The 24,567-nt window shown below is 68.7% G+C and carries 21 protein-coding genes; 13 read left to right on the forward strand and 8 right to left on the reverse strand.

The genetic code is table 11. The features are described from left to right. Nucleotides 1–9 precede the first annotated feature (9 nt). From AB0269_RS00490 to AB0269_RS00500, 3 genes are read left to right on the forward strand one after another with little or no spacing between them, the layout of a single operon-like run. Nucleotides 10–801 carry a methyltransferase domain-containing protein gene (locus AB0269_RS00490; RefSeq protein ID WP_366209238.1) on the forward strand — a complete coding sequence of 264 codons (792 nt, stop codon included), beginning with the start codon at nt 10–12 and terminating at the stop codon, nt 799–801. Between the two features lie 52 nt (nt 802–853). Then, nucleotides 854–2,119: a histidine kinase gene (locus tag AB0269_RS00495; protein WP_366209239.1), complete on the forward strand. Its 1,266-nt coding sequence runs from the start codon at nt 854–856 to the stop codon at nt 2,117–2,119. Continuing rightward, nucleotides 2,116–2,751 carry a response regulator transcription factor gene (locus AB0269_RS00500; protein ID WP_366209240.1) on the forward strand — a complete coding sequence of 212 codons (636 nt, stop codon included), beginning with the start codon at nt 2,116–2,118 and terminating at the stop codon, nt 2,749–2,751. The genes AB0269_RS00495 and AB0269_RS00500 overlap by 4 nt, the downstream gene beginning before the upstream one ends. Nucleotides 2,752–2,767: 16 nt before the next feature. Here the strand turns inward: AB0269_RS00500 and AB0269_RS00505 are convergent, their stop codons facing one another. Then, nucleotides 2,768–3,154 (reverse strand): type II toxin-antitoxin system VapC family toxin, encoded by a 387-nt coding sequence (locus AB0269_RS00505; protein ID WP_366209241.1) that lies wholly within the window; start codon nt 3,152–3,154, stop codon nt 2,768–2,770. After that, a complete protein-coding gene (locus AB0269_RS00510; RefSeq protein ID WP_366209242.1) occupies nt 3,155–3,397 on the reverse strand; it encodes a type II toxin-antitoxin system prevent-host-death family antitoxin in 243 nt (80 codons plus the stop codon). Nucleotides 3,398–3,536: 139 nt separating this feature from the next. On the opposite strand from AB0269_RS00510, the gene AB0269_RS00515 reads away from it, so the two are divergent. The 3 genes from AB0269_RS00515 (at nt 3,537) to AB0269_RS00525 (ending at nt 6,516) form a co-directional block, all read left to right on the forward strand. Continuing rightward, nucleotides 3,537–4,298 carry an ABC transporter ATP-binding protein gene (locus tag AB0269_RS00515; protein ID WP_366209243.1) on the forward strand — a complete coding sequence of 254 codons (762 nt, stop codon included), beginning with the start codon at nt 3,537–3,539 and terminating at the stop codon, nt 4,296–4,298. Further along, nucleotides 4,295–5,773, forward strand: coding sequence for an FtsX-like permease family protein (locus AB0269_RS00520; protein ID WP_366209244.1), 1,479 nt, complete (start codon nt 4,295–4,297; stop codon nt 5,771–5,773). The genes AB0269_RS00515 and AB0269_RS00520 overlap by 4 nt, the downstream gene beginning before the upstream one ends. Before the next feature lie 86 nt (nt 5,774–5,859). Next, nucleotides 5,860–6,516, forward strand: a complete 657-nt coding sequence (locus tag AB0269_RS00525) for a 2-phosphosulfolactate phosphatase (RefSeq protein WP_366209245.1) — start codon at nt 5,860–5,862, stop codon at nt 6,514–6,516. A 13-nt stretch (nt 6,517–6,529) separates the two neighbouring features. Here the strand turns inward: AB0269_RS00525 and AB0269_RS00530 are convergent, their stop codons facing one another. After that, nucleotides 6,530–7,657, reverse strand: a complete 1,128-nt coding sequence (locus tag AB0269_RS00530; RefSeq protein ID WP_366209246.1) for a Gfo/Idh/MocA family oxidoreductase — start codon at nt 7,655–7,657, stop codon at nt 6,530–6,532. Then, on the reverse strand, nt 7,654–8,496 hold the full coding sequence (locus AB0269_RS00535) for a sugar phosphate isomerase/epimerase (protein WP_366209247.1): 843 nt from the start codon (nt 8,494–8,496) through the stop codon (nt 7,654–7,656). The genes AB0269_RS00530 and AB0269_RS00535 overlap by 4 nt, the downstream gene beginning before the upstream one ends. A 60-nt stretch (nt 8,497–8,556) precedes the next feature. On the opposite strand from AB0269_RS00535, the gene AB0269_RS00540 reads away from it, so the two are divergent. Further along, nucleotides 8,557–9,168 (forward strand): TetR/AcrR family transcriptional regulator, encoded by a 612-nt coding sequence (locus tag AB0269_RS00540; RefSeq protein WP_366209248.1) that lies wholly within the window; start codon nt 8,557–8,559, stop codon nt 9,166–9,168. Nucleotides 9,169–9,180: 12 nt separating this feature from the next. Here the strand turns inward: AB0269_RS00540 and AB0269_RS00545 are convergent, their stop codons facing one another. The 3 genes from AB0269_RS00545 to AB0269_RS00555 all read right to left on the reverse strand — a co-directional run bounded on the left by AB0269_RS00545 (nt 9,181) and on the right by AB0269_RS00555 (nt 11,170). Further along, a complete protein-coding gene (locus AB0269_RS00545; RefSeq protein WP_366209249.1) occupies nt 9,181–9,669 on the reverse strand; it encodes a SprT-like domain-containing protein in 489 nt (162 codons plus the stop codon). Between the two features lie 34 nt (nt 9,670–9,703). Next, nucleotides 9,704–10,231, reverse strand: a complete 528-nt coding sequence (locus AB0269_RS00550; RefSeq protein ID WP_366209250.1) for a hypothetical protein — start codon at nt 10,229–10,231, stop codon at nt 9,704–9,706. A gap of 78 nt (nt 10,232–10,309) precedes the next feature. Further along, entirely contained in the window at nt 10,310–11,170 is an 861-nt protein-coding gene (locus tag AB0269_RS00555) for a fused MFS/spermidine synthase (RefSeq protein WP_366209251.1), read from the reverse strand. A gap of 159 nt (nt 11,171–11,329) precedes the next feature. Here AB0269_RS00555 and AB0269_RS00560 point away from each other — a divergent pair, with 159 nt between their 5' ends. Genes AB0269_RS00560 through AB0269_RS00575 form a run of 4 tightly spaced genes read left to right on the forward strand, consistent with a single transcriptional unit; the run spans nt 11,330 to nt 15,959 of the window. Further along, nucleotides 11,330–12,622, forward strand: a complete 1,293-nt coding sequence (locus AB0269_RS00560) for a sugar ABC transporter substrate-binding protein (protein ID WP_227531115.1) — start codon at nt 11,330–11,332, stop codon at nt 12,620–12,622. Nucleotides 12,623–12,664: 42 nt separating this feature from the next. Beyond that, nucleotides 12,665–13,648, forward strand: a complete 984-nt coding sequence (locus tag AB0269_RS00565; protein WP_366209252.1) for a sugar ABC transporter permease — start codon at nt 12,665–12,667, stop codon at nt 13,646–13,648. Beyond that, nucleotides 13,645–14,478, forward strand: a complete 834-nt coding sequence (locus AB0269_RS00570) for a carbohydrate ABC transporter permease (protein WP_366209253.1) — start codon at nt 13,645–13,647, stop codon at nt 14,476–14,478. The genes AB0269_RS00565 and AB0269_RS00570 overlap by 4 nt, the downstream gene beginning before the upstream one ends. Beyond that, nucleotides 14,475–15,959 carry a glycoside hydrolase family 3 N-terminal domain-containing protein gene (locus tag AB0269_RS00575; RefSeq protein ID WP_366209254.1) on the forward strand — a complete coding sequence of 495 codons (1,485 nt, stop codon included), beginning with the start codon at nt 14,475–14,477 and terminating at the stop codon, nt 15,957–15,959. Before AB0269_RS00570 ends, AB0269_RS00575 begins: the two co-directional genes overlap by 4 nt. Nucleotides 15,960–15,974: 15 nt before the next feature. Here the strand turns inward: AB0269_RS00575 and AB0269_RS00580 are convergent, their stop codons facing one another. Next, nucleotides 15,975–16,871: a TIGR01777 family oxidoreductase gene (locus AB0269_RS00580; protein WP_366209255.1), complete on the reverse strand. Its 897-nt coding sequence runs from the start codon at nt 16,869–16,871 to the stop codon at nt 15,975–15,977. 238 nt (nt 16,872–17,109) lie between these two features. Here AB0269_RS00580 and AB0269_RS00585 point away from each other — a divergent pair, with 238 nt between their 5' ends. Together AB0269_RS00585 and rpoC are read left to right on the forward strand one after the other, a co-directional pair. Further along, entirely contained in the window at nt 17,110–20,610 is a 3,501-nt protein-coding gene (locus tag AB0269_RS00585; protein ID WP_366209256.1) for a DNA-directed RNA polymerase subunit beta, read from the forward strand. Between the two features lie 41 nt (nt 20,611–20,651). Next, nucleotides 20,652–24,527: a DNA-directed RNA polymerase subunit beta' gene (gene rpoC, locus AB0269_RS00590; RefSeq protein WP_366209257.1), complete on the forward strand. Its 3,876-nt coding sequence runs from the start codon at nt 20,652–20,654 to the stop codon at nt 24,525–24,527. Nucleotides 24,528–24,567: the final 40 nt, after the last annotated feature.

Raw genomic sequence — 24,567 nt, forward strand, 5'->3', positions numbered from 1 at the left:
GCGTCTCCCATGGCCACGTACACCCACGGACACCATGAGTCGGTGCTGCGATCGCACAGCAACCGCACGATCGCGAACTCGGCGGAGTATCTCCGGCCGCACCTGCGCCACGACACGCGCCTGCTCGACGTCGGAGCGGGGCCCGGCACGATCACGATGGACTTCGCATCCGTCGTCGCCCGCGTCACCGCGACCGAGATCAGCGCGGACGCCCTGGGGCTTGCTCAGAAGCTCGCGACGGAGCGCAGCATCCGGAACATCGACTTCGCGGTCGAGGACGTGCACGGGCTGAGCTTCCCGGACGACTCGTTCGACATCGCGCACGCCCATCAGGTGCTCCAGCACGTCGCCGATCCGGTGCAGGCGCTGCGCGAGATGCGGCGGGTGGTGAGACCGGGCGGGATCGTCGCCGCCCGGGACGCCGACTACGCCGGCTTCGTCTGGTTCCCGCTGCTGCCGGAGCTCGACGAATGGCTGAGGCTGTACCGCGAAGCGGCTCGCGCGAACGGCGGAGAACCGGATGCCGGGCGGCGCCTGCTCTCGTGGGCGAGGGCAGCGGGGTTCGAGGAGATCACGGCGACCGCGTCCACCTGGTGCTACGCGAACCCGGAGGAACGCGCCTGGTGGGGCGGCATGTGGGCCGACCGCATCCTCGAATCGGCCCTGGCCCGACAACTCGTCGACGACGGGTTCGCCGGGCGCGCGGACCTCGAGCGCATCAGCCGCGCATGGCGCACATGGGCGGATGCCGGCGACGGCTGGTTCCTCGTGCCCCACGGCGAAATCATCGCGCGCGCCTGAATACATCCCCAGGCGGATGCCGCGGCATCCTGCCCTCGCGTAGCGTGAAGGAGTGATCCGCCCGCTGTCCCGCACTGCGCTCGTCCTCGACATCGTGGGGGCGAGCCTGCTGTTCGCGCTGTTCCTGCCGATGTCGCTGGTGTTCTACTCGCCGGGTCAGCTGAGCACGACGGTCGCAGAGCCGGTCGCCGTCGCCGCGGTCGTGATCGCCGCAGTGCTGCAGTTCGGCGCCGTAGCCGTCGGCCGACTCGCACCGGGCATCGCCCTGAGCGTCGCGTGGCTGGGCGCGATCGTGCAGCTGCTCGCCGGGCTCGGCCCGCTGCCGATCAACGTCGCGATCCTCGGCGTCCTGTACGCCACCGCGGCGTGGGGCTCGACCCGGATCTTCTGGGCGGGTCTGGGCTCCGCCGTCATCGGCGGCATCATCGCGGCACTGCAGATCGTGTTCGTGAACGGACTGGCCGGTGCCGGCGTCTTCGGCATCATCACCACCGCGGTCGCCCTCACCGTCGTCAGCGTCCTCACCCTCGGAGCGCCGTGGCTGGGCGGCTTCGGGTGGCGGATGGTGCTGCGCTGGCGCGCGACGCGCGACGCGCAGGCTCGCGCGGAGGTCGCCGCCGCCGAGGAGCAGGAGCGGGTGCGCATCGCACGCGACATGCACGACGTCGTCGCGCACTCTCTCGCGGTGATCATCGCGCAGTCCGACGGTGCGCGGTACGCCGCGGCATCGTCTCCGCAGATCGCGGCCGAGACGCTCGGCACCGTCGCGCAGACAGCCCGCGCCGCGCTCTCCGACGTGCGGATGCTGCTGACGCAGCTGCGCCATCGCCAGGGAGTCGGACCGCAGCCGACCATCGCCGATCTCGAGCAGCTGTTCGAGCAGGTGCGGCAGGCCGGGGTCGAGCCGCGCGTCACCGTCGACCCGATGCCGCCGGGGGAGCCGCCGGGGGCGGTGCAGCTGGCGGTGTACCGGATCCTGCAGGAGGCACTGACCAACGCGATCCGGCACGGCAGCGGCGACCCGGTCGACGTGCGACTGGCCTGGATGCCGGACAGCGTGCGCATCGAGGTGCGCAACCGCGTCGGCGACGCCGCTGCAGGCCCGGCCGGCGCGGGAGGGCACGGCATCGTCGGCATGCGCGAGCGGGCCCAGCTCATCGGTGGCGCGCTGCGGGCGGAACGGGACGGCGAGGAGTTCGTCGTGCATGCGAGACTGCCCGTCGGGGAGTCGGCGCACAGCGATTCCGTCAGCGACCTCGGCGGCGATTCCGTCAGCGGAGCTGCCAGCGGTCCTGCCAGCGGAGAGGAGACGGCATGATCCGGGTTCTGCTCGTGGACGACCAGGCGCTGTTCCGCGCCGGCATCCGCATGCTCGTGTCATCGCAACCCGACATGGAGATCGTCGGCGAGGCCGGCAACGGGCAGGAGGCGCTCGATGCCGTCGCCGCCCACCGCCCGGATGTGGTCCTGATGGACATCCGGATGCCGGTGATGGACGGCCTGACGGCGACGGGTCATCTGCTGGCGCAGCCGGAGCCTCCGCGCGTCGTGATGCTGACGACCTTCGACCTCGACGAGGCGGCGGCGCGGGCCATCCGGCAGGGAGCGAGCGGGTTCCTGCTGAAGGATGCCGAGCCGGAGTTCCTGCTCGCCGCGATCCGCACCGTGCATTCCGGGTCGAGCGTGATCGCGGCATCCGCGACGCGCGAGCTGTTCGCGCACTTCACGCCGCAGACGCGTCCGGTGCCGGAGTCGTTCGGCGCCCTCACCGAGCGCGAGCAGGAGATCTTCGCGCTCGCCGCCCGGGGGCTCTCGAACGCCGAGATCGCCGGGCGCGAGTTCCTCAGCGAGGCGACGGTCAAGACGCACATCAGCCGCATCCTCACCAAGCTGTCGCTGCGCGATCGTGTGCAGCTCGTGGTCTTCGCGTTCGAACACGGTCTGGCCTGACCCGCCCGGCGATCGGCTACACGAGTCGGACCGGCGCCCCGTACGCCGCGACGGAACGGTCAGAGGTGAGGAGCGTGATGCCCTCGATCCGGGCCTGGGCGACGAGGACCCTGTCGAACGGGTCCCGATGGATATCAGGGAGCCCGGATGTGGCGACGGCATGGGCTCCGGTGATGGCCAGCTCGTCGTACCCGTTCTCGAGCAGTTCGCGTCGAAGCACGTGGGGATCGGCGGTGAAGTCGTCCCGGCCCTGCGAGGCCTTGATCGCAACCTCCCAGATGCTCGCCGCGCTGAAGAGCACGTCGTTCGACTCGTCTGAGATCAAGCGGGTCGCCTCCGGCCGCAGTCGGTCAGGAGCGTAGGCGCTCCAGAGGAGGAGATGCGTGTCGAGCAGCAGCCGCACTCAGGTGTCCGTTCCCGCGAACAGGCCGGCGATCTCATCGGCAGCGAGTTCATCGAAGTCGTCGGGGATCTGAGCCTGATCGGCGAGGAACCCGAGCCGGCGACGGGTCGTCGGCGAATCGATGCGCGTGAGCTTCGCCACAGGGCGACCAGCCTTGGCGATGATCACGACTTCGCCGTCGAAGGCGGCATCCACGAGCCGCGACAGATGCGTCTTCGCCTCATGCATGTTGACCGTGGGCATGATGACTCCTTAGCTAGCTCCACTTAGTCTAGTCCATCGGGTGCGCCTCGGCGAGGTCTCGCGGATCATCCTTGCGATGTAGGCGGATGCGACGGGGGAGCGATGCGGCCCGGCATCCACCGTTCGTAGCGTGAAGAGCATGGAGATCACGACCAGCGACCTCGGGCTCGCAGCCCGCGTCCAGCACCTCACCAAGACCTACGGCTCGGGCGACGGCGCGGTGAACGCCCTCACCGATGTCAGCGTCGGCATCCGCCGCGGGCAGTTCACCGCGATCATGGGGCCGTCGGGCTCGGGCAAGTCCACGCTCATGCACATCATGGCGGGGCTCGACGCCCCGACGCAGGGCCGCGCGTGGATCGGCGACACCGACATCACCGGCCTCGGCGACCTCGAGTTGACGATCCTGCGCCGCCGGCGCGTCGGGTTCATCTTCCAGGCCTTCAACCTCGTCCCCACCCTCGACGCCCTCGGCAACATCCTGCTGCCGTTCGAGCTCGATGGACGTCGCCCCAGCGCGATCGAGAAGGCGCGGATCGACGGGCTCGTCGAGCGGCTCGGGCTCGCCTCGCGGTTGAACCACCGTCCTCACGAGCTCTCGGGCGGTCAGCAGCAGCGCGTCGCGATCGCCCGTGCCCTGGCGACCGCACCCGACCTCGTCTTCGCCGACGAGCCGACCGGCAACCTCGATTCGCGCAGCGGCCGCGAGGTGCTGCAGCTGCTGGCGACGGCGAGCCGTGAACACGGCCAGTCGATCGCGATGGTCACGCACGACGCTATCGCGGCCAGTCACGCCGACCGCGTGCTGTTCCTCGGCGATGGCCGCATCGTCGCCGACCACCCGCGGCAGAGTGCCGAGGAGATCGCGTCGTACATGCTCGCCGCCGAGGTGGCGGCATGAGCGCCGTCGCGACGCCCGGCGTGGTGTCCGCCGTCGTGCCCGAGTCGACGGCGACCGGCCCGCGCTTGGGCTGGCTGCGCGACCGCGGCATGGGCGCCAGCGTCCTCGTCGCGGCGCTCTCGTCGGCGTTCGGGGTCGTCCTGGTCGAGGCGACCGCCTACATCGGCGCGATGCTGAAGTCCGACCCGTACATCGGCGACAGCGGCACGCTCGCCGCTGTGGTGGCGATCCTGTCCGTGCTCCTGATCGGCGTCGCCCTCTATGTGGCCGCCATCGTCACGGCGAACACATTCTCGACGATCGTCGCGGGCCGCACCCGCCGCATCGCGCTCATGCGGCTGATCGGGGCGACGGCGCGATCGCAGCGTGCCGAGGTGGCCGGCCACGGCTTCGTGGTCGGTGCACTGGGGGCCGTCATCGGGGTTCTCGTCGGCATCCTGGTCGCGGCGACCGGTGTGTACGTCGCCGAGCGCGTCCTCGGGGCCGTAGACGCCTTCACGCTGTTCCAGCCGGCGATCCTCATCCCCGCGGTCGGGGTCGTGCTGACGACGTGGCTCGCCGCGTGGGTCGGCTCGCGCCGGGTGCTGTCGGTGACGCCGCTGCAGGCGATCGGCGGCTCGGTCGAGCGCTCGCACGAGGATGCCGCAGCACGGCCGACCCGCCACGTCGGTGCGCTGCTTCTGCTGATCCTGGGAGCGGCGCTGCTCGCCTTCGGCGTGCTCACGGGCCTGGTCACTCCGCTCGGCGTCGTGATCTCGTTCTTCGGCGGGCTGCTGTCGTTCACGGGGATCTCGCTGGCGGCGGTGCTCGTGATGCCCCCGCTTCTGCGCCTCGTCGGACGTGCGTTCGGGCGATCGGCGACCGCTCGCCTCGCGGCGGAGAACGCGCTGCGATACCCGGAGCGCTCCAGCCGCATGGCGATCGGCGTCGTGATGGGCGTGACCCTCGTGACGATGTTCGCCGTCGCCCTGGAGTCCGTGAAGGCGCTGCTGACCAAGGCGGCGGGCGGCGAGCTCGACTCGGAGTTCGCGGTCATCATGGACAGCTTCGCCGCCGTCATGATGGTGCTCGTCGGGATCTCGGCCGTCATCGCAGCGGTGGGGCTCGTGAACCTGCTCACCATCGGCGTGGTGCAGCGCCGACGCGAACTCGGGCTGCTGCGTGCGGTCGGCCTGTCGAACGGTCAGGTGCGCCGGATGATCCTGCTCGAGGCGCTGCACATCACCGTGACCGCCACGGTCACCGGGCTGGTGCTGGGGGTCGTGTACGGCTGGATCGCGGCGCAGTCGCTGCTCGGATCGGTGCGGATGCCGCCGTTCTTCGAGGAGACGGCCGGGCTGGTCGCACCGGCGATCCCGTGGCTGCCGGTCGTCATCATCGTCGTGGCGACGGGCGTGCTGACGCTGGTGGCCGCGGCGGCCCCGACGCGCCTGGCGACGCGCGTCGCTCCGGTCGAGGCGCTCGCCGTCGACTGAGCGGGCTTTCGCGCGGGGTCGCAGATGGTCGTCACATCATGACGGTGACAGCCATTCGCGGCCCCCGCCGCCCATAGGCTGGGGGGATGCCGCAGCCGTTCGATCAGTCGTCGTACCAGGTCCGTTTCGAGTGGGGGGTCGCGGGACTCGAGCGCCTCGCTCCGGCCGACGTCGTCGTGGTCGTCGACGTGCTCCGCTTCTCGTCGACCGTGACGGATGCGGTCGCCGCCGGCCGCACCGTGTCGTTCACGGATGCCGGCGCATGGTCGCGCAACGGAGCCGCCGTCGCGGCCGCCGCGGGGGAGGGGACCGTGCTGATCGGCTCGCTCCGCAACGCCGCCGCGACCGCACGCGCGGTGCTGGAGATCCAGACCCGCCGTCAGCAGCGAACCTCGGTGACCGTCATCGCGGCGGGGGAGCTGACGGATGCCGGCGACCTCCGCTTCGCCGTCGAGGACCTCCTCGGCGCGGGCACCATCATCGCCGCACTCAGCGATCTCGGCGCGGATCACACCTCGCCGGAGGCCGCAGCGGCATGCGAGTCCGCCCGCGGACTGCGCCGGGCGCTGAGGCACCTGCTCACCGCATCCGGATCCGCCAAGGAGATCGTCGCGGGCGTCCAGGCGACCGCGAAGATGGAGGCGGCCGGGCTGACCCCGACCGACCCGAAGGCTGCGGCCGAGGTCGACGCGACCGACGCGGTGCCGGTGCTCGACGGCGACGAGTTCGTCGCGTTCGTCTGAGCCGGAAGAGCGCCTACAGCGTCGCGACGAACGGGTCGAAGTCCGTCGGCATCGGCTCGACCGTCGGAGCCGAGCTCTCGACGCGCACGAACTCGCCGCTCGCCGCCGACTCCTCGGCCGCGAGAAGTGTATCCAGGACGTGGTAGCCCAGCGCTCCCGACGCGCGATGCGGACGGCCCTCTGCGATCGCGCGAACCATGTCGAGCACGCCGAGACCGCGTCCGGTGACGACGCCGGTCTGCTCGAGTTCGATCCACGGCTGATCCGTCGACATGCCGTCGCGCAGCATCCCGAGCGGCTTCACGTACGCCGATCGTCCCTCGAACATGTTCGGGTCGGGGATCACGAGCGAACCCTCGGTGCCGTGGATCTCCACGACGCCGTGCCGTTCGAGCGCGGAGTCGAAGCTCAGCGTGCTCTGGGCATGCTGCCCCGCGTCGAAAGCGGTGAGCACCTGCATCGTCGAGGGCGCCTCGACGGGGAAGGTCGTGCCGGCGTCGGGGCCGGTGTGGATGCGCCGCTCTTCGGCGGCCTTCGACCCGACCGCCGCGACACGATCGATCGTGCCGAACAGGCTTACGAGCGCCGAGAAGTAGTACGGGCCCATGTCGAGGAGGGGGCCCGCGCCGTGTGCGAACAGGAACGCGGGGCTCGGATGCCAGAGGTCCGGCCCCTGCGTCTGGAACGTCGTCTGGGCGAACAGCGGCCGGCCGATCACGCCGTCGGCGATCGCGCGCTTCGCGGTCTGGAAGCCCGGCCCGAGGATCGTGTCGGGGGCCGATCCGACGCGGACGCCCGCGGCCTCGGCATCCCGGAGCAGCTGCCGGGTGCTCTCGCGGTCGAGCCCGAGAGGCTTCTCCGTCCAGACGTGCTTGCCGGCCCGCACCGCGCGCGACGAGATCTCGACGTGCGCCCTCGGGATCGTCAGGTTGACGACGACCTGAACGTCGGGGTTCGCCAGGATGTCGTCCGCGGTGCCCCACGCCGGAACGCCGTACTTCTCGGCCTGCGACCGCGCGCGGTCCACGAGCAGATCGCCGACCGCGACGACGTGGACGTCGGGGAACGAGGTCAGGTTCTGCAGATACGTGTCGCTGATGACGCCTGCCCCGATGAGGGCGACGTTCACGGGACCGGTCATGCGATGAACCCGCCGTCGCGCAGGAAGGCGTAGCCGGCGGCGACGTCGTCGAAGACGTCTCCGGGCGCGTGGTCGTACTCGATGACGGCGAAGCGGATGCCGGTGCCGGCGCGCAGCGACTCGGTCAGCGGCACGTCTCCGGTGCCGGGATGACGCTGGTCGAGGCTGTCCGAGGTGAAGGGATCCGCGTCCGGTGCCCACGGGTTGCTCGCGGGGACGACGCCGTCCTTGACATGCACGGCGACGAGTCGCGAACCCAGGCGCTGCACGAGGCCGGGGACGTCCTGCCCGCCGGTCAGCGCCCAGAACAGGTCGAGCTCGATCTCGACCCGCTCGTCGGTGAGGGACAGGAACCGCTCGTAGGCCGTGACGCCGTCGAACGATGCAACGAACTCCTGCGCGTGATTGTGGTAGCCGACGGTCAGGCCGAACGTCGCAGCCGTGTCGGCCGCACGGTTCAGGCGCTCGGCGATGTCGGCGACGCCGTCCTCGGTGCGCCAGCGATCGGCCGCGACGAACGGGTCGATCACGGTCGTCATGCCGATGGCCGCCGCGGCCTCGAAGACGACCTCGGGTGCGGGGGTCGGGATGGAGCCGTCCGGCGTCCACAGCTCGTCGGACAGCAGCGGTGCGTGTCCGGTCGGGGAGGCGAGGCCCGTGGCATCCAGAGCTGCACGGATCTCGGTGGGGCGCCCGACGAAGTCGAAGGCCTCGACGTTCTTCAGCCCGATCGCCGCGAGGCGCTCGAGCGAGCCGTGCATGTCGGCAGAGAACTCGCTCGCCAGGGAGTACAGCTGAACGGAGGCCTCCGGCAGCGCGGAAGGGGTGCGATCTGTCATGACGAACACAATACCTCCACATGGAGGTTTACTCCAGAGTGTTCGCGATACAGTGACAGCGTGGAATCCGAACAGCACGCGCCGCCCCCCTCGATCGGGCGGCGCGGCTCGTATGCCAAGGGCGTCGCCCGGAGGACGGAGATCCTCGATCGGGCCATCGACGTGTTCCGCGAGCGCGGCGCGGACGGCACGTCGCTGCGCAGCATCGCCGCGGCGATCGGGGTGTCCCACGCGGCGCTCCTGCACTACTTCGATTCCCGCGAACAGCTGCTGATCGCGGTGTACGCGCACCAGGGTGTCGGCTCCGATGCGGACGCCGAGGCCGACGCCCGGCGCACCGCCGTCGACCTCATGGTGCATGCGGCGAGCGAGAACGTCAGCGTTCCCGGCCTCGTGAAGCTCTACTCGACCCTGGTCGCCGCATCGCTGGAGAACAGCAGCGAGCTGGGGAAGGTCTACTTCACCGAACGCTTCGAGCGCCTCAGGCTCGACCTCGCCGCGCGATTGCGCGCCGAGCAGGAGCAGGGCACGGTACGCGCCGACGTCGACCCGACGCAGATCGCCGCGCTCATCATCGCGGCATCCGACGGACTGCAGATCCAGTGGCTGCTGGAGCCGTCGATCGAACTCGAGAACACCCTCCGCGTGCTGGCGACCCTCCTCGAACCCTGACGCGACCGAGCGTCAGCGCGGGGTGCGGGCCGCGAGACGCGCGGCGGGGGTGATCTCACGGCGCAGCCAGGCGAATTCGAAACGCGGGTCGTAGGTCTTCGAGCACTTCGCGCACGACGTCGGCCGGCCGGGGCGCCGGTGGCGATAGGTCACATGACCCGACGGGCAGGTGCCGACCCACGGTGCGAGCTCGTGGGCTGTCTCGCCGTGATGCGTCGTGCCGCCGACGTACCCCAGCTCGCGCGCCGTGCGCCGCCACGTCGGACCGTGCGCCGCGCGATGACCGGCCAGGGCGTGGGCGACCTCGTGCAGCAGCACCTGGTGGATCTCGTCGTCCTCGAAGCGGGCGGCGAGGTACCGCGAGACCGTGATCCGCTTCTTGCGGAAGTCGCACTGCCCGGCACGGAGCTTGGCGTTGTCGAACCCGAACGACCAGGACGCGTCGAGGTGCATGCGGATGAGCGCGTCGGCCCAGACGCGCACACGGTTCAGATCGGCCATGCATCCACGCTAGATGAGGCCCCGGACATCGGGCTCAGCCGGCGATGAGCTCGCCGCTGCGGCGGCGCTCAGCGGCCTCGATCGACAGCAGCACGCTCCCCAGCTCCTCGTCGGACGCGCCGGCCTCGCGGCGCAGGAACAGCGCCTGCTTGAAACTCTCGCGCGCCTGGTCGAAGTCGCCGGCCTCGTACGCGTTGCGTCCGTGGTTCTGGTGCGCGAACGCGGCGATCCCAGCCCAGCGCTGGCCCTCGGCCTCGGCGGCGCAGGTCGTGAGCTCCTGCTCTGCGGCGGCGTGCGCGCCGCGGTACTGCAGGATCGTCGCGTGCAGCACGCGGGAGCGCAGCACGTCCTTGCGGGTGCCTGCCATCCGCGCCACGCGCACCGATTCGTCCGACAGCGACAGCGCCTCGTCCAGCCGGTCCAGCACCTTCAGCAGCCAGACCCGCTCGAGCATGGCCGGCAGGCTCCGCTGCTCCTCGATCTCGGCGAGCCGGGCGGCGCACTCGGCCTGATCGACCTGCTCGCGAAGAGTCTCGGAGTCGTAACCCTTGATGTAACCCAACGTGCTCTCCTCTCGCAGCATCCTCAGTCTGCATCCGAGTTCGCGGGAGTCGGGGTCGGCGCGCCCCGGATGCCGTTTTCAGCGCAGGAAGATCGATGCGTCGGGCTTCGGGGACGCCACGGCATCCGCATCGGTGACGATCCGGGCATCCTGCGCGAACGCCCGCACCTCCGCGCCCTGCGCGATCTTCGCCGGATGGGGACCGGCCGCCAGCATCCGCGGCAGCCAGTCGGTCGGCAGGGGAGCGGCGGATGCCGCGATCACGAGGTTGCCGAACCGGCGGCCCTTGAGCACCTGCGTGTCGGCGAGGAGGGCGACCTCTGGCAGCACGTGCGCGATCGTGGCGACCTGGCGTCTGGCGAATGCGAGACCCGGTCCGTCCGCGACGTTCACGAGCAGGACGCCCGCCGGGCCGAGCAATGACGACAGTTCGCGGTAGAACTCCGCGCTCGTCAGATGCGCCGGAGTCTGCGCGCCCGAGTACACGTCAGAGACGACGAGATCGCAGGCGCCGGTCAGAGCGCCGGGCAGCTTCCCCACGCCCGCGCGGGCGTCACCGATCCGCATCCGGATGGATGCGCCCTTGGGCAGCGGCAGATGCTCGCGGACGAGGGCCGCCAGCGGAGCCTCGAGCTCGATCACCTGCTGCCGCGATCCAGGGCGGGTGGCCTCGACGTAGCGCGGGATCGTCATCGCACCGGCACCCAGGTGCACGGCCGTCAGCGGGCCGGCCGGCAGCTGATCGATGACCGCGCCCATCCGGACGATGTACTCGAAGTGCAGGTGCGTCGGGTCGGCCAGATCGACGTGCGACTGCGGGGTCCCGTCGACGACGAGTTCGAAGCCCGATGTGAACTCCGAGGGGACGATCATCGCGATCCCGCCGTGATCGAGGCGTGCCGTCGGATGCTCGGCGTCCCGAGCGCGTGTGCGTCCCACGCTGCCGAGCCTACTTCGGTGCGCCGCCACACCCCGTGTTACAGCTCTGTGACGATCGGGAAGTCGGGTTGCGGGGAGTTTGTTAGTGGTGAATACTTTTTCCAAGTCGGCCCGCGACCGCCGTGGCCGAGGGCAGTTTTCAATGAGGAGATTCAGCTTATGAAGAAGCGGGTTCTTTCGATCGTGGCGCTGGGCGTCACGGCTTCGCTGGGCCTTGCCGGCTGCGCCGCAGGCGGCGGCGAGGGCGACGGTGGGACGGACGGCGAGGGGCAGACCCTGAACGTCTGGATCATGAAGGGCACCAACCCCGACGCGACCGCGTTCTACGACGAGGTGTCCGCGGCCTTCGAAGAGGAGACCGGAGCCAAGGTCGAGATCGAGGAGGTCCAGTGGGCCGATGCGCACGACCGCTTCGTGACCGCGATCGCCGGCGGCACGACCCCCGATGTCGCCGAGACCGGGACGACCTGGACCGCCGAGTTCGCCGACGCGGGTGCGCTGCTGCCGATCGACGAGTACGTCGACGGTGAGGACGGCCTGCGCGACGACCTCGTCGAGGGTCTCGAGGTCGCTGGAACCTACGACGAGGAGCTCTACGGCATGCCGTGGTACGCCGGTGTGCGCGCGCTCGTCTACCGCACCGACATCTTCGAGGAGCTCGGTCTCGAGGCTCCGAAGACGTGGGACGACATCGTCACCGCCGGTGAGGCCATCAAGAAGGCCCACCCCGAGATGATGGCCTTCCCGGTGCCGGGCGACGCCGAGTTCCAGGTCTACCCCTGGGTCTGGGGAGCCGGTGGCGAGATCGCCACGCTCGACGGCGACACCTGGACGAGCGAGCTCGACAGCGCCGAGTCGCAGGAGGGCATCCAGTTCTACACCGACCTCGCCACCGAGCACGGCTTCTCCTCCGCGGGTGCGACCACCTGGAAGGAGACCGACCTCAGCGACGCGTTCTCGCAGGGCAACGTCGCCATGATGCTCTCGGGCTCGTGGACCCCCGGCTCACTCGTCGAGGCGAACCCCGACCTCGAGGGCAAGATCGGCGCAGCCGTCATCCCCGGCAAGGACGGCGGCATCGCACCTTCCGTGCTCGGCGGCTCGCACCTGTCGATCTTCAACACGACGAAGAACGCCGACCTCGCGTGGGAGTTCACCAAGATGATGACCACGGGCGAGTTCGCCGAGAAGTGGGCTTCGCAGACCGGCTACTTCCCGGGTGTCGCCTCGGCGATGGAAGAGGCGCTGGCCTCGACCGACCCGCTGGTCGCGCCGTTCGCTCAGCAGATGGTCGACGGCGGAGCCTCAGTGCCCGTCACCCCGAACTTCGGCGCCGTCCAGGCGAAGAAGACGACCAACGCCATGATGCAGTCGATCCTCAGCGGGCAGAAGGATGTCGCCACCGCGACGAAGGATGCCGCGGCCGAGATGACCGAGCTGCTCAATCAGTGAGACTGGTAGCTCCAGCTTCGACAAGTTAGGCAGTATCTCTTGATGTCGACGGTGCACGCACCGCTGCCGACACCCACGGAGGCGGGGAACGACACCCCCGCCTCCGTGGCCGGTGGCCGCCGATCCAATCGGTTCACCCTGCTCGCGAAGAGCCGGCCGTGGCTGCTCCTCGCGCCCGGACTCATCATCCTCGCCGGGCTCATGCTCTGGCCGCTCGTGCAGGTGTTCATCTACTCGCTGCAGGACTACGGCCTGCGCGAGATCAACACCGGCGAGAACAACTGGATCGGCTTCGGCAACTACATCGAGGCGCTGACCGACGAGACCCTCTGGACCATCGTCCTTCCCAACACGGTCGGCTTCGCAGCCGTCGCCGTGTTCACCACGGTCGCCGTCGGCACGCTCGTCGCGCTGCTCCTGCAGCGCCTCGGCAAGACCTGGCGGCTGATCGTCTCCAGCTGCATCATGATCGCCTGGGCGATGCCCGCGGTCACCGGCACCTACGTGTGGAGCTTCATCTTCGACGCCGACCGCGGCATCTTCAACGACATGCTCCTGGGGCTCGGCCTCATCGACGGGCCCGTCAACTGGTTCACGAACCAGTGGTCGTTCTACGCGATCGTGCTCCTCAACGTCGTCCACCACGGCTTCCCGTTCGTCGCGATCACCGTGCTCGCGGGCCTTCTCGGCGTCTCGAAGGAGATGCTCGAGGCCGCCGCGATGGACGGCGCCGGTGCCTGGCGCCGTTTCTGGCAGATCGTCTTCCCGACCCTGCGCCCCGTCTTCTCGGTCGTCATCATCCTGTCGACCATCTGGGACTTCAAGGTCTTCGCGCAGGTCTACCTCATGCCCGGCGGATCCGGCTCGAACCGATCGGTGCTCAACCTCGGCGTCTGGTCGTACGTCGAATCGTTCGGCCAGAACCGCTACGGCTTCGGCGCCGCGCTCGCGGTGCTGCTCACACTTGTGCTGATCGGCATCACGATCGTGTACATCCGCTCGCTCATGAAGGAGGACGAACTGTGAACCCCAAGAAGTCCGTCCTCTCACGCTTCGGCGTCGGCATCGGCGTCGTCGTCGTGCTCGCGTTCACGCTGTTCCCCGCGTACTGGATGGTCTCCAGCGCCTTCGACGCGAACGCCTCCAGCGGCGGGCGCTCGTTCATCCCCGAAGAGTTCACCCTCGATCACTTCGCGTTCGTTTTCAACGAGGGCGGGTTCGGGACCTACCTGCGCAACTCCGCCATCGTGGCGCTGGTCACCGTGCTCGTCAGCGCCCTGGTGTGCCTGCTCGCCGCGGTCGCCGTCGCGCGGTTCAAGTTCCGGTTCCGCACCATGATCCTCATGATGATCCTCGTGGTGCAGATGGTGCCGCTCGAGGCGCTCGTGATCCCGCTGTTCCTGCAGGTGAAGAGCCTGGGTCTGCTCAACAGCATCATCGGTCTGATGATCGTCTACATCGCGCTCTCGCTCGCGTTCGGCATCTGGATGCTGCGCGGCTTCGTCGCCGCCGTTCCCGTCGAGCTCGAGGAGGCCGCGTACCTCGACGGCGCGAGCTGGTGGCGGATGTTCCGCTCGGTGCTGCTGCCCCTGGTCATGCCGGGCCTGGTCGCCACGAGCATCTTCAGCTTCATCACCGCGTGGAACGAGTTCATCTTCGCCATGACGATGCTCGGCGGCGCGACCGACCAGTACACCGTCGCGATCGGTCTGAAGTCGTTCTTCGGCCTGCACTCCAACGACTGGGGCAGCATCATGGCCGCATCCACGATCATCACCATCCCGGTCATGATCTTCTTCGTGATCGTGCAGGGGCGTCTCGCCAGCGGCATGACCTCGGGGGCCGTGAAGGGATGACGGACGACCTCACCCGCCTCGCGAACAGCGTCCTGTGGCCGGGGTTCTTCGGCACGACCGTTTCGGCCTGGCTGCACGCGGCACTCGAGGACGACCTCGCCGGCGTCGTGTACTTCGGGCAGAACGTCGCAGGCGACATCGCGTCGCTGAGCTCCGCGATCCACGACGCGAACCCGCACGCGCTGATCGGCATCGACGAAGAGGGCGGCAGCGTCACCCGCCTCGAAGTCGCGACCGGCTCGACGCTGCCGGGGGCAGCGCAGCTCGGGGCCCTCGACGATCCGGATGCCACCGAGGCGACGGGCCGCGAGCTGGCTCGGCGTGCGCGTGCCGCCGGTGTCGACGTCGTGCTCGGCCCCGTCGCCGACGTCAACACCGATCCGCGCAATCCTGTCATCGGCGTCCGTTCCTTCGGCTCAGATGCCGCGCTCGTCTCGCGCCATGTGGCCGCCGCCGTGCGGGGAGTGCAGGCCGGCGGCGCAGCCGCGTGCGTCAAGCACTTCCCCGGCCACGGCGACACCCACCTCGACTCGCACCATGCGCTGCCCGTGATCACCCTCGATCCGTCCGAGATCGAAGACGTGCATCTCGAGCCGTTCCGCGCGGCGATCGCCGCCGGCGTCCGCACGATCATGACCGCGCACATCGTCGTCCCCGCGTGGGGTCGGCAGCCGGCGACGCTGAACCCTGCGGTCCTGGGGCGGCTGCGCGAGATGGGCTTCGACGGCGTCATCATCACCGATGCGCTCGACATGGCAGCGATCCGCGAGTCCGTCGGCATCGGCGGGGGAGCGGTGCAGGCGCTCGCCGCAGGCGCCGATCTGCTGTGCATCGGCAATCCGACCAACCCCGGGGATGCCGCGGCATCCGATCAGGACGAGCGGGACTATCTCGCAGCCCGCGACGCGGTCGTCGCGGCGCTGCGCGACGGAACGCTCGCCCGCGAACGCGTCGAGCAGGCCCGTGACCGCGTTCGCGCGCTCGCCGCGCAGCTCGCGGAGGCGACGCCTGCCGAGGTGCCGGCGTTCGACGGCGCCTCGATCGTCCGGCGCGCCCTGCACGTCACGGGCGACCTGGCCGTCGCAGGCGCGGACGCCGCGGCATCCGCCCTCGCCGTCGTCGACGCCCGCCGCCGCTCCACGCTCGCGGTCGACAGCGCCGCCGCCTACGTCGCCGAGGCACTCGCCGGCGACGGATTCCGCGTGCGGCTCGACGTCGCCCGTGCCTCGGACGACGAGCGGAGCGCCGCTCTGGATGCCGCGACGGCTGCCGACGGACGCCTGGTGCTTCTCATCGACCGTCCCGATGTGGATGCCGAGCAGCGCGAGCTCGTCGAGATCGCCGCTGCCCGCGACCCGCACACGGTGGTCGTCAACGTGGGCCTGGCCGCGCAGCATCCGCTGCCCGTGCCCACGATCGAGGTCGGCGCGGCCAGCCGTCTCGGCGCTGAGGCAGCTCGCGCCCTGCTCCTGGCGCGCTGAGAGCCGCTGGCGGCCTCAGGCTTCGGCGCGACGGGCGCTCAACAGGGCTCGGACGCCCTCGTCGATGGTCGGCTGCTCGAAGGTGAAGCCGTCCGTCAGCAGGACCCGCGGTTCCACCGCCTGGTCGGCGAGGAGGAGCTCGTCCGCTGCCCGGCCGAGCGCTGCCCGCAGAACGAAGCGCGGCAAGACGAACAGATGGGGCCGGTGCATCCCCCGGGCGAGGGCACGGCTGACATCACGGGCGGTGGACCGGGTCGGAGCCACGAGGTTCACAGGTCCGCTCGTCGCGGAGTCGGTTGCCAGGTGCAGGAGAGCGCGGGCCTCGTCGTCCAGTCCGATCCACGGCCAGTGCTGACGGCCATCGCCGACCTGAGCGCCCAGACCGAGCCGCGTCGTGATGAGCAGAGGGCGCAGCGCTCCAGCGAGCACGAGCCCGGTGCGCGCGTTCACGACGCGGGTGTGCGGACGCGCAGCGTCCGTGGCCGCTTCCCACTCGCCGACGACATCGGCGAGGAAGCCCGTGCCGCCCGCGGACTCCTCCGTGAGGATCTCCGCGGGCCGGTCGCCGTAGAAACCCACAGCGGAGGCCGACACCCAGGCTGCGGGCGGGGACGCGGCGGCGGCGATGCCCCGCGCGATCGCCTCCGTGGTCTGCACGCGGCTGCGTCTGATCTCGGCGCGGTATCTGCTCGTCCAGGGCAGGCGGGACAGGCTTGCGCCGGACAGGCTGATCACGGCATCCGCCCATTCGAGCGCCTCCGGCGGGAGCACTCCGGAGGCCGGATCCCAGCGGTACTCGCTGTCGGAACGCGGTACGCGACGCACCAGGCGACGCACGTCGTGGGCTCCGTCCGCCCGGTGGGTGACCGCGGTCCCGATGAGTCCGGATGCTCCGACGAGCAGAATTCTCATGGCGATCTCCTCCGCGGTTGGTCGACGCTAACACGACGGTTGGGGCTTTTGCCGCAGCATCCCGAATTGGTCAAGGATTCCGCTTGCCATGTCGGAAAATCCGACGTATAGTTGATCCTTGCGCCTCCGTTCTCCCTGCCCTCATATGGTGGTCGGCAGAAGTTGAGATCGTGAGCGCGCACTCCACCTGACGACAAAGGAATCGAGAAGCCCTGCGGGGCTCACGGAGGTTATTCCCTTGGCTGCTGCTCGCAACGCATCCACATCCACCACCAACAAGAACGGACGCGGAGCATCCCGCCTCTCGTTCGCCAAGATCTCCGACACGCTGACGGTCCCCGACCTTCTCGCGCTGCAGACCGAGTCCTTCGATTGGCTCGTCGGCAACGACACGTGGAAGGCACGCGTCGCCGACGCCAAGAAGGCCGGCCTCAAGGACGTCAACGAGGTCTCCGGTCTCGAGGAGATCTTCGAGGAGATCTCTCCGATCGAAGATCTCAGCGAGACGATGCAGCTGAGCTTCACGAACCCGTACCTCGAGCCCGAGAAGTACTCGATCGACGAATGCAAGGAGCGCGGCAAGACCTACGCCGCCCCGCTGTACGTCGAGGCCGAGTTCATGAACCACCAGACCGGTGAGATCAAGACGCAGACCGTCTTCATGGGCGACTTCCCGCTGCAGACCAGCAAGGGCACGTTCATCATCAACGGCACCGAGCGCGTCGTCGTCTCGCAGCTCGTCCGTTCGCCCGGCGTCTACTTCGACAAGACCCCCGACAAGACGTCCGACAAGGACATCGTCTCGGCCCGCGTCATCCCGAGCCGCGGTGCATGGCTCGAGTTCGAGATCGACAAGCGCGACCAGGTCGGGGTCCGCATCGACCGCAAGCGCAAGCAGTCGGTCACCGTGTTCCTCAAGGCCCTCGGCATGACCAGTGAGGAGATCCTCGCCGAGTTCGCCGGCTTCCCCTCCATCGAGGAGACCCTGGCCAAGGACACCATCCTCACCAAGGAAGACGCGCTGCGCGACATCTACCGCAAGCTCCGTCCGGGCGAGCAGGTCGCCGCCGAGGCCGCCCGCGCGCTGCTGGACAACTTCTACTTCAACGCCAAGCGCTACGACCTCGCCAAGGTCGGCCGCTACAAGATCAACCAGAAGCTGGGCCTGAACCAGCCGCTCGACTCCTCGGTGCTCACCGTCGAGGACATCGTGGCGACCATCAAGTACCTGGTGCGCCTGCACCGCGGCGACGAGACCTTCGAGGGCCTCCGCAGCGGCAAGAAGGCCGAGATCCGCATCGCGACCGACGACATCGACAACTTCGGCAACCGTCGTATCCGCGCCGTCGGCGAGCTCATCCAGAACCAGGTCCGCACGGGTCTGTCCCGCATGGAGCGCGTCGTCCGCGAGCGCATGACCACGCAGGACATCGAGGCCATCACGCCGCAGACCCTGATCAACGTGCGCCCCGTCGTCGCCGCGATCAAGGAGTTCTTCGGAACCTCGCAGCTGTCGCAGTTCATGGATCAGAACAACCCGCTCGCGGGCCTGACCCACAAGCGCCGCCTCTCGGCCCTCGGCCCCGGTGGTCTCTCCCGCGACCGCGCCGGCGTCGAGGTCCGCGACGTCCACCCGTCGCACTACGGCCGCATGTGCCCCATCGAGACGCCTGAAGGCCCGAACATCGGTCTGATCGGCTCGCTCGCGACGTTCGCGCGCATCAACTCGTTCGGCTTCATCGAGACCCCGTACCGTCGCGTCGTCGACGGCGTCGTCACCGATGACATCGACTACCTGACCGCCGCCGAGGAGAACGACTTCAACATCGCGCAGGCCAACGCGCCGCTCGACGAGAAGAAGCGCTTCGTCGACAGCCACGTGCTTGCGCGCCCGAAGGGCGGCAGCGGCGAGGTCGACATGTTCGAGCCCGCCGAGATCGGCTACATGGACGTCTCGCCGCGCCAGATGGTCTCGGTCGCGACCTCGCTCGTGCCGTTCCTCGAGCACGACGACGCTCAGCGCGCGCTCATGGGCGCCAACATGCAGCGTCAGGCCGTGCCGCTGCTGCGCAGCGACTCGCCGCTGGTCGGAACCGGTATGGAGGGCTACGCGGCCATCGACGCCGGTGACGTGCTCACCGCCGACAAGGCCGGTGTCGTCACCGAGGTCTCGGCAGACCGCGTGGTCGTGCAGCTCGACGAGGGCGGCACGCAGGAGTACCACCTGCGCAAGTTCGACCGCTCGAACCAGGGCACGTCCTACAACCAGAAGGTCGTCGTCTCGGCCGGTGAGCGCGTCGAGGCCGGCGAGGTCATCGCCGACGGCCCCGCCACCGAGAACGGCGAGCTCGCGCTCGGCAAGAACCTGCTCGTCGCGTTCATGACGTGGGAGGGCTACAACTTCGAGGACGCGATCATCCTCAGCCAGGACCTGGTGAAGGACGACACCCTCTCCTCGATCCACATCGAGGAGTACGAGGTCGACGCCCGCGACACCAAGCTCGGCAAGGAGGAGATCACCCGTGACCTCCCCAACGTCAGCCCTGAGCTGCTGAAGGACCTCGACGAGCGCGGCATCATCCGCATCGGCGCCGAGGTCCGCCCTGGCGACATCCTCGTCGGCAAGGTCACGCCGAAGGGCGAGACCGAGCTGTCGGCCGAGGAGCGCCTGCTCCGCGCGATCTTCAACGAGAAGAGCCGCGAGGTCCGCGACACCTCGCTGAAGGTTCCGCACGGCGAGCAGGGCACGATCATCGCCGTCAAGGAGTTCAACGCCGAAGAGGGCGACGACGAGCTCGGCTCGGGCGTCAACCGCCGCGTCGTGGTCTACATCGCCCAGAAGCGCAAGATCACCGAGGGCGACAAGCTCGCCGGCCGTCACGGCAACAAGGGCGTCATCGCCAAGATCCTTCCGGTCGAGGACATGCCGTTCCTCGCTGACGGAACTCCGGTCGACATCGTCCTGAACCCGCTCGGCATCCCGGGTCGAATGAACTTCGGCCAGGTGCTGGAGACCCACCTCGGGTGGATCGCCAAGCAGGGCTGGAAGGTCGAGGGCACCCCGGAGTGGGCCGTGCACCTGCCCGACGCCGCTCGCGAGGCAGCACCCGGCACGAAGGTCGCCACCCCCGTGTTCGACGGCGCAGAGGAGCAGGAGATCGCCGGTCTCCTCGACTCGACGCTGCCGACCCGCGACGGCGACCGCCTCATCGACCGCTCGGGCAAGACCCAGCTGTTCGATGGCCGCTCGGGTGAGCCGTTCCCGGCACCGATCTCGGTCGGCTACATGTACATCCTGAAGCTGCACCACCTGGTCGACGACAAGATCCACGCCCGTTCGACCGGTCCGTACTCGATGATCACCCAGCAGCCGCTCGGTGGTAAGGCGCAGTTCGGTGGACAGCGCTTCGGTGAGATGGAGGTGTGGGCCCTCGAGGCCTACGGTGCGGCATACGCGCTCCAGGAGCTCCTCACGATCAAGTCCGACGACATCCTCGGCCGCGTCAAGGTGTACGAGGCCATCGTCAAGGGCGAGAACATCCAGGAGCCCGGCATCCCCGAGTCGTTCAAGGTGCTCATGAAGGAGATGCAGTCGCTCTGCCTGAACGTCGAGGTCCTCTCGGCCGATGGCACGGCGGTCAACCTCCGCGACACCGACGATGAGGCGTTCCGCGCCGCCGAGGAGCTCGGTATCAACATCTCCAGCCGATTCGAGTCCGCCTCGATCGACGAGATCTGATCCGGCCGATAACGAATTCTTATTGAGACACAGGAGAACTAGTGCTCGAGTCAAACACCTTCGACGAGCTTCGCATCGGCCTGGCCACCGCAGAGGACATCCGCGGATGGTCCTACGGTGAGGTGAAGAAGCCCGAAACCATCAACTACCGCACCCTCAAGCCCGAGAAGGACGGTCTGTTCGGTGAGCAGATCTTCGGACCTTCCCGCGACTGGGAGTGCGCGTGCGGCAAGTACAAGCGCGTCCGCTTCAAGGGCATCGTCTGCGAGCGCTGCGGCGTGGAGGTCACCAAGAGCTCCGTCCGTCGTGAGCGCATGGGCCACATCGAGCTCGCCGCACCCGTCACCCACATCTGGTACTTCAAGGGCGTCCCGTCGCGCCTCGGGTACCTGCTCGACATGGCGCCGAAGGACCTCGAGAAGGTCATCTACTTCGCCGCGTACATGGTCATCTCGGTCGACGAGGATGCTCGTCACCGCGATCTGGCCACGCAGGAGAACAACATCCGCCTCGAGCTGAAGACGCTCGCGGACCGTCGCGACGCGAAGATCGCCGAGCGCATGTCCAAGCTGGAGGAGGAGCTCGCGGCGCTCGAGGCCGAGGGCGCCAAGGCTGACGCCAAGAAGAAGGTCAAGGACGCCGCCGAGAAGGAGATGTCGCAGCTGCGCAAGGGCGCAGACGACGCCATCGCCAAGCTCGAGCGCGTGTGGGAGGATTTCCGCACGCTCGAGGTCGGCGCCCTGCGCCCGGAGGACGACGTCTTCCACGAGCTGCAGGACCGCTTCGGTCAGTACTTCGAGGCTTACATGGGTGCGGAGTCGATCCAGCGCCGCCTGGCCGCGTTCGACCTGCAGGCTGAGGCCGAGAGCCTGCACCTGCAGATCTCCGAGGGCAAGGGCCAGCGCAAGATCCGTGCGATCAAGCGCCTCAAGGTCGTCAACTCGTTCCTCGAGACCGGCATGTCGCCGGCGTCCATGGTCCTCGACGTCGTCCCGGTGATCCCGCCGGAGCTGCGCCCGATGGTCCAGCTCGACGGTGGACGCTTCGCGACCAGTGACCTGAACGACCTGTACCGCCGCGTCATCAACCGGAACAACCGTCTTCGTCGCCTGATCGACCTCGGTGCGCCCGAGATCATCGTGAACAACGAGAAGCGGATGCTGCAGGAGGCCGTCGACGCACTGTTCGACAACGGCCGCCGCGGTCGCCCCGTCACCGGCACCGGAAACCGTGCTCTGAAGTCGCTCAGCGACATGCTCAAGGGCAAGCAGGGCCGCTTCCGTCAGAACCTGCTCGGAAAGCGTGTCGACTACTCGGGCCGTTCGGTCATCGTCGTCGGCCCGCAGCTGCAGCTGCACCAGTGCGGTCTTCCCAAGACCATGGCGATCGAGCTGTTCAAGCCGTTCGTGATCAAGCGTCTGATCGACCTGGGTCACTCGCAGAACATCAAGGCCGCGAAGCGCTCCGTCGAGCGCATGCGCCCTGAGGTCTGGGACGTGCTCGAGGAGATCATCCGCGAGCGCCCCGTGCTGCTCAACCGTGCACCCACCCTGCACCGCCTCGGCATCCAGGCGTTCGAGCCGCAGCTCGTCGAGGGCAAGGCCATCCAGCTGCACCCGCTCGTCTGCGCGGCGTTCAACGCCGACTTCGACGGCGACCAGATGGCCGTTCACCTGCCGCTGTCGGTCGAGGCTCAGGCCGAGGCTCGCGTGCTGATGCTCGCGTCGAACAACATCCTCAAGCCGTCGGACGGCCGCCCGGTCACCCTGCCCTCGCAGGACATGATCATCGGTCTCCACCACCTGACCACGGTCAAGGAGGGCGCTGCCGGTGAGGGTCGCGCGTTCGGCTCGGTCTCCGAGGCGATCCTGGCCAAGGACGAGGGAACCCTCGACCTGCAGGCGAAGATCCGCATCCGCATCCCGGGTCTGACCTTCCTCGAGGGTCAGGGTCCCGAGGGCTACGAGAAGCACGGCCTCGTCGATGCTTCGCTGGGTCAGGCGATCTTCAACGCCACGCTGCCGAAGGGCTACCCGTTCGTGCGCGAGCCCGCCGACAAGGGCAAGCTCTCGCAGATCGTCAACAAGCTGGCCGAGGAGTACCCGAAGGTCGAGACGGCTGCGACGCTGGACCGCATCAAGGACGCCGGTTTCTACTGGGCCACGCGCTCGGGTGTGACCGTCGCCCTGAGCGACATCCTCACTCCTCCGAACAAGAAGGAGATCGTCGCCGGCTACGAGAAGCAGGCCGCGAAGGTCCAGTCGCAGTACGAGAAGGGTCTCACCACCGACGCCGAGCGTCGTCAGGAGCTCATCAAGATCTGGACCGAGGCGACCGACGAGGTCCAGGCCGCGATGCGCGAGAACTTCCCGGCCGACAACACCATCAACCGCATGGTGTCCTCGGGTGCTCGTGGTAACTGGCTGCAGATCCGCAACATCGCGGGTATGCGAGGCCTGGTGAACAACCCCAAGGGTGAGATCATCCCCCGTCCGATCATCTCCTCGTACCGCGAGGGTCTGTCGGTGGCGGAGTACTTCATCGCGACGCACGGTACCCGTAAGGGTCTGGCTGACACCGCTCTGCGCACCGCCGACTCGGGTTACCTGACCCGTCGTCTGGTGGATGTCTCGCAGGACGTCATCATCCGTGAAGAGGACTGCGGCACGTCGAAGGGCCTCGCGCTCCCGATCGCCGCTCCGAACTCGCAGGGCGAGCTGGTGCGCGACGCGAACGTCGAGAACTCGGTGTTCGCCCGTACCCTGGCCGCTGACGTCGTCAGCGAGTCGGGCGAGGTCCTGGCTGCTGCCGGTGACGACGTGGGCGACGTGCTCATCGACAAGCTCGTCGAGCTCGGTGTCGAGGAGATCAAGGTTCGCTCCGTGCTGACCTGCGACTCGGCTGTCGGCGTCTGCGCGCAGTGCTACGGCCGCTCTCTTGCGACCGGCAAGACCGTGGACATCGGCGAGGCCGTCGGCATCATCGCCGCGCAGTCGATCGGTGAGCCCGGTACCCAGCTGACGATGCGTACCTTCCACACCGGTGGTTCGGCCTCGGCTGATGACATCACCCAGGGTCTGCCCCGTGTGCAGGAGCTCTTCGAGGCGCGTACCCCCAAGGGCGCGTCGCCGATCGCCGAGGCCGATGGCCGCATCACGATCGACGAGACCGAGAAGGCCAAGAAGGTCATCCTCACGCCCGACAACGGTGATGAAGAGGTCGTCTACCCGGTGCTGAAGCGTGCGACGCTCCTCGTCGAGGACGGCCAGCACGTCACGGTCGGTCAGCCCCTGCAGGTCGGCACGCTCGACCCCAAGGAGGTCATGCGCGTCATGGGTGCCCGCGAGGTGCAGAAGTACCTCGTCGGCGGCGTCCAGGGCGTCTACCGCTCGCAGGGTGTGCCGATCCACGACAAGCACATCGAGGTCATCGTCCGTCAGATGCTCCGCAAGGTCACCGTCGTCGACCACGCCGACACGACCCTGCTGCCGGGTGAGATGGTCGACCTCAAGCGCTACCAGCAGATCAACCGCGAGGCTGTGGCCGAGGGCAAGCGCCCTGCGTCCGGCCGCTCGGAGCTGATGGGTATCACCAAGGCGTCTCTGGCGACCGAGTCGTGGCTGTCGGCCGCCTCGTTCCAGGAGACGACCCGCGTGCTCACCGAGGCTGCGATGCAGGGCAAGCGCGACCCGCTGGTCGGTCTCAAGGAGAACGTCATCATCGGTAAGCTCATCCCCGCCGGAACCGGTCTGTCGAAGTACCGCAACGTCACGGTCGAGGCCACGGAAGAGGCCAAGAGCGAGCGCTACCCGAACCGGATCTTCGCATCCGACGGCGCGTACGCCGAGGGCGAGTTCGGCTACGTCGACTTCGACGCGTTCTCGACGGATGACGTGACTCCGGGAACCTATAACTGATCCCCCACGCCACGAAGGCCCCGCACCTCTTCGGAGGGGC

Origin of the sequence: Microbacterium sp. NPDC077644 (genome assembly GCF_040702785.1) — a bacterium.
Lineage (GTDB): Bacteria > Actinomycetota > Actinomycetes > Actinomycetales > Microbacteriaceae > Microbacterium.